Annotated in this window: 7 protein-coding genes; all 7 read left to right on the top strand. The window is 33.6% G+C overall.

What is annotated here, in order from left to right; genetic code table 11:
• Nucleotides 1-3 precede the first annotated feature (3 nt).
• The 7 genes from IPK06_07600 to IPK06_07570 all read left to right on the top strand — a co-directional run bounded on the left by IPK06_07600 (nt 4) and on the right by IPK06_07570 (nt 14,057).
• The gene (locus tag IPK06_07600) at nt 4-3,108 is read left to right on the top strand and encodes a hypothetical protein (protein ID MBK7979859.1); all 3,105 of its coding nucleotides are present in this window, start codon (nt 4-6) and stop codon (nt 3,106-3,108) included.
• 11 nt (nt 3,109-3,119) lie between these two features.
• Nucleotides 3,120-4,151, top strand: coding sequence for a PorV/PorQ family protein (locus IPK06_07595; protein ID MBK7979858.1), 1,032 nt, complete (start codon nt 3,120-3,122; stop codon nt 4,149-4,151).
• A gap of 21 nt (nt 4,152-4,172) precedes the next feature.
• Nucleotides 4,173-5,990 (top strand): family 16 glycosylhydrolase, encoded by a 1,818-nt coding sequence (locus IPK06_07590; protein MBK7979857.1) that lies wholly within the window; start codon nt 4,173-4,175, stop codon nt 5,988-5,990.
• Nucleotides 5,991-6,076: 86 nt separating this feature from the next.
• Nucleotides 6,077-7,933: a glycoside hydrolase family 3 protein gene (locus IPK06_07585; protein MBK7979856.1), complete on the top strand. Its 1,857-nt coding sequence runs from the start codon at nt 6,077-6,079 to the stop codon at nt 7,931-7,933.
• A 31-nt stretch (nt 7,934-7,964) separates the two neighbouring features.
• Nucleotides 7,965-9,602 (top strand): sodium/sugar symporter, encoded by a 1,638-nt coding sequence (locus tag IPK06_07580; protein ID MBK7979855.1) that lies wholly within the window; start codon nt 7,965-7,967, stop codon nt 9,600-9,602.
• A 5-nt stretch (nt 9,603-9,607) separates the two neighbouring features.
• The gene (locus tag IPK06_07575) at nt 9,608-10,453 is read left to right on the top strand and encodes a glycoside hydrolase family 16 protein (GenBank protein MBK7979854.1); all 846 of its coding nucleotides are present in this window, start codon (nt 9,608-9,610) and stop codon (nt 10,451-10,453) included.
• Nucleotides 10,454-10,538: 85 nt separating this feature from the next.
• Nucleotides 10,539-14,057 carry a CotH kinase family protein gene (locus IPK06_07570; protein MBK7979853.1) on the top strand — a complete coding sequence of 1,173 codons (3,519 nt, stop codon included), beginning with the start codon at nt 10,539-10,541 and terminating at the stop codon, nt 14,055-14,057.
• Nucleotides 14,058-14,101 lie beyond the last annotated feature (44 nt).

Genomic DNA, 14,101 nt, shown 5'->3' with positions numbered 1-14,101 from the left:
GTAATGTTTAAATGGAAAATAATTTTAATTAACATTTTTGTTGCATCTAGTTTGATCTTAGGTCAATCATTAGATCAGCAATATGAAAATTATAGAAACGAACCGCTTGGTAATAAACTGTATAAAAAGAGAGGCGTACTGCAAGGCAATTTAGTTCGTTCAGTATTTGAAAATACCGGAGAACTTGGTTATTGGGTTGATGGAGCGGCAATTACCAATTCCGGAGAATGGCCCAAAGGCAGTAAACATAGTTATATTGATGGTTGTACGCCTATCATAACCGCTCGTGTTGTAGCCCCGGGAAATAATAATGTTATTCATCCCGCGCAAGGCGCATACCGAGAAGAAGTAGATAAAGATCCCGTTACAAATGAAGAATGGGTTATGAGACCTGTTCCGGGTTATGTTGCTCCTTCAAGTGAATCTCCCGCAATTAGTTCTAATAAGTCTACATGGCCAATCACTTGGTCCAGAGCTCTGCCGCTTGTTGATGATTCATGGGATGGTTACTGGTATGGATACTTTGGTAAAAAATCAAATGCGGATGAGGAAACATTTTTTGTAATAGATGATTCCAAAGATCGTGAGTTTACGCGTCCTCCTTATCTTTATTTTCCGGTTGCATCAATGCCTGATAGAGGTGGATTGGGTATAAGAGTAGAAATTAGAGGATTACAGTGGGTTAACGTATTGGCTGAAGATATTATATTTTGGCATTATGATATTTATAACTTAGCCGACAATGGCTATGATTCAACATATTTTGGTTTTTATTGCGATACTGGAGTCGGCGGATATTATGATGCCAATTCCGGAGATTTCGCGTCATATGATAAAACCCTTGATATTGCTTATGCATATAACGATCCTCCGTTAGGCGGACCTGTTTCAGATAGATATAAATGCGGCGTAGTCGGATATGCGTTTTTACAAAGCCCAGGAAATTCATATAATAATATTGATGATGATGAAGATGGAATGGTTGATGAAGACATGAATGATGGAAAGGATAATAATAATGATTGGGTTGCATATGAGGATTTAAATGGAAACGGGAAATGGGATACAAATGAACCTTTGAATGACGACGTTGGAAAAGACGGTTTAGGACCATTTGACCTTGAATATGTAGCTCCTGATGAGGGTGAGGGTGACGGTCAGCCTACAACTGGTGAACCGAATTTTGATACAACAGATAAAGACGAATCTGATCAGATTGGTTTGACCAGCTTGGCTATTCAAAGATTAGCCGGTAAAGGTACAAAAGACATATGGCTGAAAAATGATGATGTGATTTATCAGAGATTTCAAGTTAGTAAGTTCGATACGGTACTTGAGAATGCAAATATTCAAATATTATTCGGCTCAGGCGCGTTTCCATTGGGAAGAAACGACAATGAGAGATTTTCTGTAGCGCTTGCTTTTGGCGATGATCTTCCAGATTTAGTGTTTAATAAAGAAACTGTTCAGCAGATTTACAATGCCGATTACAATTTTTCTAGACCGCCAAACAAACCTACTTTAAAAGCAGTTGCCGGAGACAGACAGGTTTCTTTGTTCTGGAACGATATTGCTGAAAAATCTTATGATCCGTTTTTAAGAAAGATGGATTTTGAAGGATACCTTGTTTTAAGAAGTAGAGAACCTGAATTTCAAGATATTAAAGTTATAACTGATTCAAAAGCTAGTCCAAAATATTATAAGCCAATTGCTCAGTTCGATTTAAAAGATGGAATAAAAGGACCCGATCCCGTTGGAGTTAACGGCGCACATTTTTGGAGAGGAGATGATTCAGGCTTGCAGCATTCATATATTGATAATGATGTTGTGAACGGTCAAGTTTATTATTATGCTCTAGTAGCATATGATCAAGGAGATCCTTCGCGCGGAACAAGAGGACTAATTCCCACGGAAACCACAAAAATTATTGAGGCTGATGAAGCTGGTACGGTTACAAGAATAGATATAAATTGCGCTATGGTTACTCCAAATTCACCTGTAGCTGGATTTATACCATCTGAAATCACCAATATTTCTGATCCGCAAGGACTTGGCACAGGCAAGTTAAATGTAACCGTGATAAATGGCGACGAAGTTAAAGAAGGTGCCAATTATAAAATAACTTTTAACTCGTCAAATGCTAATATTTTGGCAAGCAGTAAAACAAGATTTAGAACAACTGATTATTTTGTAACCCGTAATTATAACGGCACTGTTGATACTTTAACCGATGCTTCGGCGGATTCTTCAACTTTTAAAGAAGGTATACTTGGCAATCCTTTTGACGGAATTGCACTTAATGTTTTAAATTATGATACCTTGGCAGCAAATAATGCAAAGAGCGGTTGGATAAAAGGTTACAGTAATTATAATTTGCACGCTGTTCCGGATACTGGTGTAATAAAAACAAAAAGTGATATTAGATATCCTGCTGATTATCAGTTGGAATTTGTACCGATGGGATCAGTAACTACAACATATACAAAAATTCCTATCAATTTTATTGCAAAAAATATTACAAGAGGCGATACGGTTGAAGTTGAATTTTTTGATATCAATAAGAATAAAACTTTTGACCTTAATGATGTTATTATTCTTCTTGAAAAAGTTGACGGCAAACTTACCTATGCTTGGAAAATTGCGTATGACGGACCAATTAGTTCACCATTTGCCGCACCTCCAGTTGCGGGAGATATATTCTTGCTATCAACAAATAAACCATTTACCACCGGCGATTATTTTACTTTCACAACCAAATCCGCACGCGTTGATTCGGATAGTGCTAAGAAAAGTTTAGATAATGTTAACGTTGTTCCAAATCCATATATTGTTACCAATAAATGGGAAAAGAGAACTGTTGCGCAAACTGGAAGAGGTGAAAGAAGAATTGACTTTATTAATCTTCCCGCAAAGTGCGAGATAAGAATCTTTACTATTACCGGAGCATTGATTAAAACATTATATAAAGATTCTAGTCCAACTGATGGATCAATTTCATGGAACTTAGTAACAGATGATGGAATGGATATCGCTTATGGTGTATATATATATCATTTGAATGCACCTGGTTTAGGTGAAAAAATTGGCAAATTTGCAGTTATTAAATAAAGAGATTGAAAATGAAAAATAAAATAATAATCATTTTAATTTTACCATTATTTGCGTTTTCTAATATTTTTTCTCAAGAATTTGTAAGTAATGTTTCTAAAAGAGGTACTACTGCTGCGCCATTTCTTTCAATTGCGCAAGGTTCAAGATCATTGGCAATGGGAAGCGCGTTTGTTGCAGTTGCAGATGACCCAAGTGCATTATATTGGAATCCCGCAGGAATTACAAAAGTTGAAGGTGCCGGATTTATTGTTGATCATACTCAATGGATTGCGGATGTAAAATATGATTTTATTGGGCTTACATACAATTTAGGAAGTATGGGTTCAATTGGAATGAGTTTTACTACTTCAAATATAGGTGATATGAATGTTACGACAATCGACGAACCAAATGGCACCGGTGAAACTTTCAGCGCAAGCGATGTTGCCTTTAGTCTTGCTTGGGCAATTCAATTAACGGATAATTTCGCAATTGGATTTAATCCAAAATTTGTTCAGCAAAGTATTTGGAAAATGTCCGCATCAGCTATTGCCATCGATATGGGGATTCAATACATAACTCCATTTGATGGAATGATGCTTGCGATGTCAATTTCTAACTTTGGAACGAAAATGAAATTAGAAGGAAATTCGGCATTGGTTGTTTATGATCCGGATGCGTCTAATTCGGGTAATAATGGAAGTATCCCGGCATATTTGCAAACGGATGAATGGGATCTTCCGTTAAATTTTAGAGTAGGCGTTGCGTATGATCCTATTAAAGTTGATAATCATGAATTAATGATCGCCTTGGATGCACTTCATGTTAGTGATAATTATGAAAGCGTTAACTTGGGTGTTGAATATGTATTTAACGATATGTTCGCTTTGCGCGGCGGATATAAATCATTATTCCTGGAAAGTTCTGAAGAATCATTTTCGCTCGGAGCCGGAATTAAGCAATATTTGTTGGGAAATGTTTCAATAGGTTTTGATTATGCTTATCAAAATTTCGGTCGATTAAGCAATGTACAGAAGTTTTCTCTAATTATTACTTTTTAATGATGAAATATTTTTCCTAATATGAAAAAATTATTGCTGATTATTGTTGTTCTGTATTCGTTTGAAACTTTATTATATGCGAAAGATTATAGAGGCGCGGAATACAGAACTAAAGAAGCTTATCTTTACGGAAGATTTGAGGCTAACTATAAATTGCAAAATAAGGATGGCTATTTGTCATCCTTTTTTACTTATTTCACGGGAACAGATTCAATCCCTTGGACTGCGCAAAAATGGAATGAAATTGACATTGAAATTTTAGGAAGATATAATAACAATGTACAATTTAATACAATCACACCGGGACAAGTAAATCATGTAAGATCAAATTTTGTAAATTTTGATCCGACAGATGATTATCATACTTACGGATTTGAATGGACTCCTGAATACGTTGCATGGTTTATAGACGATCAAGAAGTTTACCGCCAAACCGGAAGCCATGTCTCAACTTTGATTTATCCGCAAAAGATAATGATGAATATTTGGAATCCAACCTATAAAGATTGGGTTGGAACTTTTAAACCGGAAATTTTACCAGCATTTGCTCATTATGATTGGGTTAAATATTATTCGTATACTCCGGGCATTGGCAGCGGCGGTACAGATAATAATTTTACTTTTCAATGGGTAGATAATTTTGATAGTTTTGACAATACAAGATGGGATAAAGCAACTCATACTTGGGAGGGAAACGGTTGTGAATTCATTACAGAAAACGCTGTTTTTGATGATGGAAAATTAGTTCTTTGTTTAACCGACAAAACAAATATTGGTTATGTAGATAAAAATCCGCCAACAATTCTTTCCGTTCGTGCTTTGAAAAATTCAATTGATTTATTTTTTACAGAACAGTTGAATAAACAATCAGCCGAAAACAAATCTAGTTACACAATTACAGGAGTTACTGTTGAGAATGCTGAATTGCTGAATGATGGTCAAACCGTAAGACTTACCGTTTCGGAATTGGATACAAGTAAAACCTATAACATAATTGCGCTTAATGTAAAAGATCTTGCTCCGGTTCCAAATACAATGGCAGGCAAATTAATTTCGTTTTCTGTTGCAAATGAGCTGCAGTTTCCAATAAAAATTAATGTTGGCGCAGAAGATCAGCTTGGTTTTCTAGCAGATCAAGAATGGATGTTAAATAATGAATATGGATACACAGAAGGAAATGAATCAGCGTTTACAGCATCTATAAGTTTAACGGAATTGGATCAAATTTACAGATCTGACAGAAATGGAATTGTAAGTTATAAAGTTAGAGTTCCAAATGGATTTTATAACGCCAAACTTTTATTTGCAGAAAAAAGATTTGATACAATTGGTAAAAGAATATTTGACGTTCATGCGGAAGGAATACTCCTTGAAAATAATTTTGATATTTTAAGTCACGTACCTAAAAACGCCGCTTACGAAATTAAAGCAGATAATATTGAAGTTTCGGATGGTGTACTTGAATTTAATTTCAGTGCCGAGCTTGATTATACAATTTTAAGCGGAATACAAATTGAGAAAATCACTACGGATATCGAAAGTAAAAAAAAAGTTCTGAATTATAATTTATTCCAATTAGATCAAAATTATCCCAATCCATTTAACGGTGAAACAATTATCAATTTTGCTTCTGAAGTTCAGGACATTTTTTCTTTTAGAATTTTTGATGTTTTGGGCAAAGAAATTTATTCTCAAAATTTCAAATCACTTAATGGAAACAACAAACTAAGATGGGATGGTCGAAATAAAAATGGTGTACAAGTAAATTCCGGGGTCTATTTATATCAAGTTTCTTCGAACAAATTTTCTTCAATAAAAAAAATGCTTTATCTAAAATAAATTTACAATATGACAAATAAATTGCTTCAGCAAAAAAAGTTAATAAACTATTTTTTAAATTTTGAAAATATTATTGAGACTAATTGATGAAAAAAAATAACTTAATTATCGTTTTCTTTTTATTATTTCTAATCTTAAGCTGTTCAAAAAATGATGAATCTACTAAACAGAAAGATTTAAGTGTTGACGAAAAAGTGCAAGAACTGCTGGCACAAATGACTCTTGATGAAAAAATTGGACAGATGACGCAAGTTGATCAAAACGCATTAACGGATTATAATGATATTACTAAATATGCTATCGGCTCAGTACTTTGGGGCGGTAATTCTGAAATTTCGGATATATCAGCACTTGGCTGGTCAAAAGTTGCAGATAGTTTAATTGATTGCTCACTAAAATCAAGATTGGGAATTCCAATCATTTTAGGCATCGATGCAGTTCACGGTCACAACAATGCAAATAACGCGACAATCTTTCCTCACAATATTGGATTAGGCTGTACAAGAAATCCTGAATTGATAGAACTTGTCGCAAAAACTGCCGCACAGGAAATATCAGCCACTAAAATTCATTGGACGTTTGCGCCATGCGTTGCAGTAGTAAGAGACGAAAGATGGGGAAGAACTTATGAAAGTTTTAGTGAAGATCCTGAATTAGTTGCACAGCTTGGCGCTGCTGCTGTTAAAGGATTTGAAAATGAAAATCTTGCATCAGCTGAAGCGGTAATGTCTTGTACAAAACATTTTATGGGTGACGGCGGAACTACTAACGGTAAAGATCAGGGGAATACAGAAGTTGATGAACCGACTTTAAGAAAAATCCATTTACAAGGTTATGTTGCGGCAATGAAAGAAAATACCGCTTCAATTATGATATCATACAGCAGTTGGAATGGTAAAAAAATGCACGAAAACAAATATTTGATCACCGACTTATTGAAAGGCGAATTAAATTATAAAGGATTTATTGTTTCAGATTGGGCTGCTATCGATCAGCTTGAAGGCGATTATAAAAGCGATATTGAAAAATCTATTAACGCCGGTTTAGATATGATAATGATTCCAAATGGACCTGCTCAACAAGGGAAGATAGGAGATAACGGACAAACAATAAATACTTATTTGGATTTTATTACTTATCTTAAAGAATTGGTTAATGAAGGTAAAGTGCCTGTCAGTAGAATTGACGATGCGGTTACAAGAATTTTAAGAGCAAAATTTAATTTTGATTTATTCAACAAAGCGAAACTAAAAAATAACTTTACGGATAAAGTTGGTTCAAAAGAAAATAGAGAAGTTGCGCGTAAAGCTGTTCAGCAATCTTTAGTTTTATTAAAAAATGATAATAATGTTCTCCCAATTTCAAAAAATGTAAAAAACATTTTAGTAACAGGAAGAGGCGCTGATAACATAGGAATGCAATGCGGCGGATGGACAATTTCTTGGCAGGGAAATAATGGTGAAGTAGTTAAAGGCGGAACTAGTATATTCAACGCAGTTAAAAATACAGTTGATAAAAATTCCAATGTGTTTACTACAGTTGATGGAAGCGGCGCGGAAAAAGCCGATATCGTTATTGTTGTTGTTGGAGAAAATCCTTATGCAGAAGGTTTTGGAGATGATCCTAAATTAGATTTAAAAGATGAAGATATTAAAACTATCGCAAAAGTAAAAGCATCCAAAAAACCTATGGTTGTAGTTTTACTTTCCGGCAGACCATTAATAATTGGTAATACTTTAGAAAAAGCCGACGCTTTTGTTGCCGCCTGGCTGCCTGGATCCGAAGGACAAGGAATAGCTGATGTTTTATTCGGCGATGCAGATTTTACAGGTAAACTTTCTTTTACTTGGCCTAAAAGCATTGACCAGCTTCCAATTAATATTGGCGATGAAAAATATGATCCGTTATTCGCTTATGGATTCGGATTGAATTATAAAAAATAATTTATAGTACTTAATTTAAGGAGAACCAAATTTGAACTTTACTAGCTTAGATTATGTGATATTTGGTGTTTACATAATTGGAATTGTTTCTTTAGGTTTATTTGTTTCAAGAACAAAGAAAGGACATGAAAAAAATTCCAATGATTATTTTTTAGCCGGCAACACTTTAACTTGGTGGGCAATCGGTTCATCGTTGATTGCGGCTAATATTTCCGCTGAACAGATAATTGGAATGTCCGGTTCCGGATTTGCAGGCGGTTTGGCCATTGCTTCTTATGAATGGATGGCCGCATTAACTTTACTTATTGTTGGTAAGTTTTTTCTTCCAATATTCATTGAAAAAAAGATTTATACAATACCTGAATTTATTGAACAAAGGTTTAATACAACTCTTAAAACAATTTTGGCAATCTTCTGGATTTTCTTATTTGTATTTGTAAATCTTACTACAGTTATGTTTCTTGGCGCAAAGGCGCTTGATACCGTTATGGGAACCGGAGATGGTTCATTACTTGTCCCTGCAATGATTGGACTCGGAGTTTTAGCTGCTGCATATTCATTATACGGTGGTTTATCTGCGGTTGCCTGGACAGATGTAGTTCAAGTTATTTTATTAATTCTTGGCGGAATTATAACCACTGTTATAGCGTTGGATTATGTTACTCCCCAAGGCGGAATTTTTAATGGATTATCTCATATTTACAATACCGCGGGAGATAAATTTCACATGATCTTATCGAAAGATAATCCGGAATTTAATAATCTTCCTGGAATTGCAGTACTAATTGGCGGAATGTGGATTGCAAATTTATATTATTGGGGATTTAACCAGTATATTATTCAAAGAACACTTGCCGCAAAATCATTAAAAGAAGCACAAAAAGGTATTGCATTTGCGGCATTTTTAAAACTTATTATTCCTCTTATTGTTGTTGTTCCGGGAATTGTTGCATTTGTAATGTTTTCACAGCCTGATGGTACTGCACTCATTCAAGGAGCAAAAGAAGCTTTCCTAAAAGCTGACGGATCACTTAATTATGATAAAGCATATCCATGGTTAGTAAGCATGTTTGTACCAAGTGGATTAAAAGGAATTGTTATTGCCGCTTTGACTGCCGCTATTGTTTCCTCTCTCGCGTCAATGTTAAATTCTACTGCTACAATTTTTACTATGGATATTTATAAACCATATATCAATAAGACATCAAGCGAGAAAAATCTTGTAACTGTTGGACGATTAACCGCGGCCGGAGCGTTGGTAATTGCATTGTTAGTAGCGCCGTTTTTAAAAAGCTTGCCGCAAGTTTTTCAGTATATTCAGGAATATACCGGTTTAGTTAGTCCAGGTATTTTAGCTGTTTCAATGATGGGGTTATTCTGGAAAAAAGTGACAACGCGCGGAGCTATTTGGGGTGCAATACTTTCAATTCCAGTAGCGTTGGCGTTAAAGATGCCTGCAATTCAGTTGCCGTTTATGGATCAAATGTTATATACTTTTATAATTACAATTGTAATTTCAGGAATGATTAGCTTAGCTACAAATGAAAATGTAGATGATGTAAAGGGATTCAATTTAACAGCTAAAATATTTACAACAGATAAAACTTTCAATATTTTTGCATATACAATCTGTTTAATTTTAGCATTGCTTTATGCAATTTTTTGGTAATTAAAATGAAATTTAAAATGATGACATTATTAAATATACTATTGCTATTTTCGTTTCTCAATTGTTCCGATTCTGGAAACGATCCTAAAAATGATAATTCAATTCCGCAAATAGATGGTTATAAACTTGTGTGGATCGATGAATTTAATGGTTCCGAAATAGATTTATCAAAATGGGAATACGAAGTTAATGCTGATGGCGGCGGAAATAATGAACTTCAGTATTATACCGCAAGATCACAGAACTCTTCTATTAAAAACGGCAAATTGGTTATAACTGCCGTTAAAGAACAGTATACGAGCGCGGGAGGTACAAGAGATTTTACTTCAGCAAGATTAAGAACCAAGTATAAAGGCGATTGGAAATATGGCAGAATAGATGTTTACGCTAAAGTACCAACTGGAAAAGGAACCTGGCCTGCGATTTGGATGCTTTCGACTGATTGGGAATACGGCGGATGGCCGGAAAGCGGTGAAATTGATATAATGGAACACGTCGGTTACGACCCAAATGTTATTCACGGATCTGTCCATACTAAAGCTTACAATCATGTAATTGGAACTCAAAAAACAAAGACACTTAAAATTCCAAATGCCACAACCGAATTTGTAAAATATTCAATTGATTGGTCAGCTGAAAAAATTGATTTTTTTATTGATGACCAGAAATATTTTTCATTTTCAAATGAAAATAGCGGCTGGGAGAAATGGCCTTTTGATAAAAGGTTTCATTTGATCTTAAATTTGGCTGTCGGCGGTAATTGGGGCGGTGTTCAAGGAATTGATCCGGATGCATTTCCAGCTTCTATGGAAGTCGATTATGTAAGAGTGTATCAAAAAATAGAAAACTAAATTTTTTAATTTTATTCAGCTTATAATAGTGAACTAAAAAATGGTTCACTATTTTTTTAAAATTAAATATTTTGCCGGGGGTTAGTTGAAATATTATTCTTCCTTTTTATTCATTCTTGCTTTAAACATATCCGATATAACTAACGGGCAAAATATCCTAATTAATGAAGTTATGACTTCAAACTCTAAAACTTATTTTGATGAATACGGTGACACGCCGGATTGGATAGAATTATATAATAACAGTTCAGAAGTTATAAATCTTGAAGGCTATGCGTTATCAGATAATAAATTAGAGTTGCAGAAATGGGTATTGCCTTCATTAACATTAAATGGTAATAGCTTTTTAATTGTTAACGCTTCCGGTAAGAATATTAAATCTATTTCGTCATCTTGGGAAACAATAATAAAAAAAGGTGACTATTGGAAATATTTTCTTGGAATAAAAGAACCTCCATCAGGCTGGAAAGATATAACATTTAATGATGTAGGATGGAATATTGGTAAAAGCGGTATTGGCTATGGGGATGATGACGATAATACAGTTATTCAAAATGTTAATTCGATTTATATAAGAAAGAATTTTAATATCTCGGATAAAAACAATATTGCTCAAATGCTTTTTAATATTGACTATGACGATGGCTTTGTGGCGTATTTAAATGGTATTGAAATAGCAAGAGCCAACTTGGGCTTAAAAGGTGAATTTATTGTGTTTAATAGAGATGCTGATTTTTCTGTTGAACCAAAATTAATTCAAGGTCAAAAATTAGATTCATATTATGTAGATGATTTGGAAAATATTTTGATTGAGGGAAACAATATACTTTCAGTACAAATAAATAATTTCGGAATTAATTCAAGCGATCTTACCGCTATTCCGTATCTTACTATCGGTTATAAAATAAGCGATTCTGAAACCAATATTGTTGAAGAAGTTAAGCATGCAATTCCGACTCTGCATACAAATTTTAAACTTGATTCTGGCAATGAAACATTATTTCTAAGCAATATCTCCGGCGAAATTATTGATTCCGTTAAATTAAATAATATTGAAAGTGATATTTCTTTCGGCAGGCAAAATGAAGGAAAAAATTGGCTTTTGTTTAGTATACCTACTCCAGGAAGTAGTAATAGAAATGATGGATTTATTGGAAAGCTCGAAATACCAAGCCTTAATTTTCCAGCAGGATTTTATGAAAACTCCATTACTCTGAATATAATTGACCCAAATCCCGATGCAAAAACTTATTATACTTTGGATGGGTCGGAGCCAACTATAAATTCAAATCTGTTTACAAAAAATTTAGTTTTAAATAATACTAAAGTTTTGAGGTTAAAATCATTTCAGAGTAATTTTCTTCCAAGCAAAACTTTAACGCAAACTTATTTTGTAAACAAAAGCGAATACCTTCCCGTAATTTCCATTTCAACAGATCCGTACAATTTGTGGGATTATAATTATGGAATTTATGTGTTAGGTCCAAATGCCGAATCTGCAATACCGCATTTTGGCGCAAATTATTGGCAGGATTGGTCGCGTCCCGTATCATTTGAATTTTTTGAAATTGATAATAATATAATTAAGAATTGGGATGCAGACGTAAAGATTTATGGAAATTGGAGTAGAGCAAATGCTCAAAAATCATTGGCAGTGTTTGCGGTTGGGAATAATCCCTTTGACTATAAATTTTTCGACAACCGCACAATAGATAAATTTGAATCGTTGATTTTCAGAAATTCCGGAAATGATTGGACCGGTTCTTTATTGCGCGATGGATTTATTCACACAATTGCAAATAATTTAGATATTGATAACTTAGCTTACACGCCTTCTGTTCTTTATTTAAATGGAGAATATTGGGGAATTCATAATATAAGAGAAAAAGTTAATTTAAGTTATTTTGAATCTCATTATAATTACGATAAAAGTTCGATAGATTTATTGGAATTGGAAGGGGCAATAGTTGACGGCGATAACGAAAGCTATATTGCACTTACAGAATTTCTCAATACTCATAGCTTAGTTAATGACGCTAATTATAAAGTTGTAGAAGATCAGATTGATATCCCGAGTTTTATTGATTACAATCTAATGCAAATTTATATAGCAAATACAGATTGGCCCGGAAATAATAATAAATTTTGGCGGTCCAGAACTCAACACCCGAAATGGCGCTGGATAATTTTTGATACCGATTTCGGATTTGGATTTATTGAAAGTTATAAGCACAATACGTTAAAATTTGCTACGGAGCCTTCCGGACCGGATTGGCCTAACCCGCCTTGGTCAACTCTTAACTTAAGAAAACTTTTGGAAAACAATTTATTTAAGAAAAAATTTATTAATCGTTTTGCCGATTTATGTAATTCAGTATTTGTACCTGAAAATATAAAAAATATTTTAGGTAATCTTGCAAACAGAATTAGACCCGAAATTCCGGACCATATTGAAAAATGGAATGAAATTGATTCATCCTATTGGGAATATAATATTGAGTCAATGAATAATTTTGCCGATTTACGGGTATCTAATTTAAAACAATATTTTGAAGATTACTTTAAACTTACCGGAATGAATATAGTTGTAATTGAGAACAATGATATTTCCGCAGGCAAAGTTAAAATAAATTCTTTGATTATTGAAAAAAAATCATGGTACGGAAGCTACTTTAAAGGAACAAATATTGATCTTATAGCTATTCCAAATCCAGGTTATGAATTTGTCGGTTGGGAAGGTTCGGTTGAATCTACATCCGACAGTATAGAAATTTATGTTGGAGGCACTTTAAATTTGCATGCTAAATTTCAAAAAAAATCCGATTTCAAAGATATTGTAATAAATGAAATAAACTATAATTCAAATAGTGAATTCGACACTAAAGATTGGATTGAGCTGTTTAATAATTCAGATCAGCAAATTGATATAAGCAATTGGATATTTAGTGATGAAATTGATACTAACAGATTTGAAATTCCGGAAAATACAATAATACAGCCGAAAGATTATTTGGTGATATCAAATGACACAACAGAATTTTTAAAATATTTTAGCGATGTAAATAAAATTGTAGGAAATTTTAATTTTAATATAAGTAATGGCGGAGAACTTTTAAGGCTTTACGATAACAATAATGAATTGATTGACAGCGTTAGATATGATGATGAAAGTCCATGGACAACAATCCCCGACGGCTCCGGAAGCACTTTGGAATTATTAAACCCCGGTTTTGATAATAGTAAATATTCTAATTGGAGAAGTTCAAATGGGAATGGAACGCCGGGAAAACAAAACAGTAATTTTATAACTTCGGTAATTGAAGAGAAAGAAGAAATTCCTGTAAAATTTGAATTATTCCAAAATTATCCCAATCCGTTTAATCCATCCACAAAAATTAGATTTACTTTGCCGAAAAAGGCTGAAGTGACCTTAGATATTTATAATGTGATAGGCGAAAAGGTGGAAGTACTATTAAATTCAACTTTAAATTCAGGCGTTCATGAAATTGAATTCAGCAATTCAAAATTGGTCTCAGGTATTTATTATTATAAATTAAAATCAGGGGATTTTGTTAAAATTAAAAAAATGATTTTACTGAAGTAAATAAATGCCTAAATTTATAAAGTATGATTAAACCTACTTTCTAA

It is taken from the genome of Ignavibacteriota bacterium, assembly GCA_016713565.1.
In the GTDB taxonomy this organism is placed as follows: domain Bacteria; phylum Bacteroidota; class Ignavibacteria; order Ignavibacteriales; family Melioribacteraceae.
The sequence above is the reverse complement of the archived record's forward strand: the minus strand, read 5'-3'. Positions and strand labels throughout refer to the sequence as shown.

Bases quoted from the DNA above. Each gene is read 5' to 3' on its own strand.
- IPK06_07600 (MBK7979859.1), top strand. From the start codon at position 4: ATGTTTAAATGGAAAATAATTTTAATTAACATTTTTGTTGCATCTAGT.
- IPK06_07585 (MBK7979856.1), top strand. From the start codon at position 6,077: ATGAAAAAAAATAACTTAATTATCGTTTTCTTTTTATTATTTCTAATC.
- IPK06_07590 (MBK7979857.1), top strand. From the start codon at position 4,173: ATGAAAAAATTATTGCTGATTATTGTTGTTCTGTATTCGTTTGAAACT.
- IPK06_07575 (MBK7979854.1), top strand. From the start codon at position 9,608: ATGAAATTTAAAATGATGACATTATTAAATATACTATTGCTATTTTCG.
- IPK06_07595 (MBK7979858.1), top strand. From the start codon at position 3,120: ATGAAAAATAAAATAATAATCATTTTAATTTTACCATTATTTGCGTTT.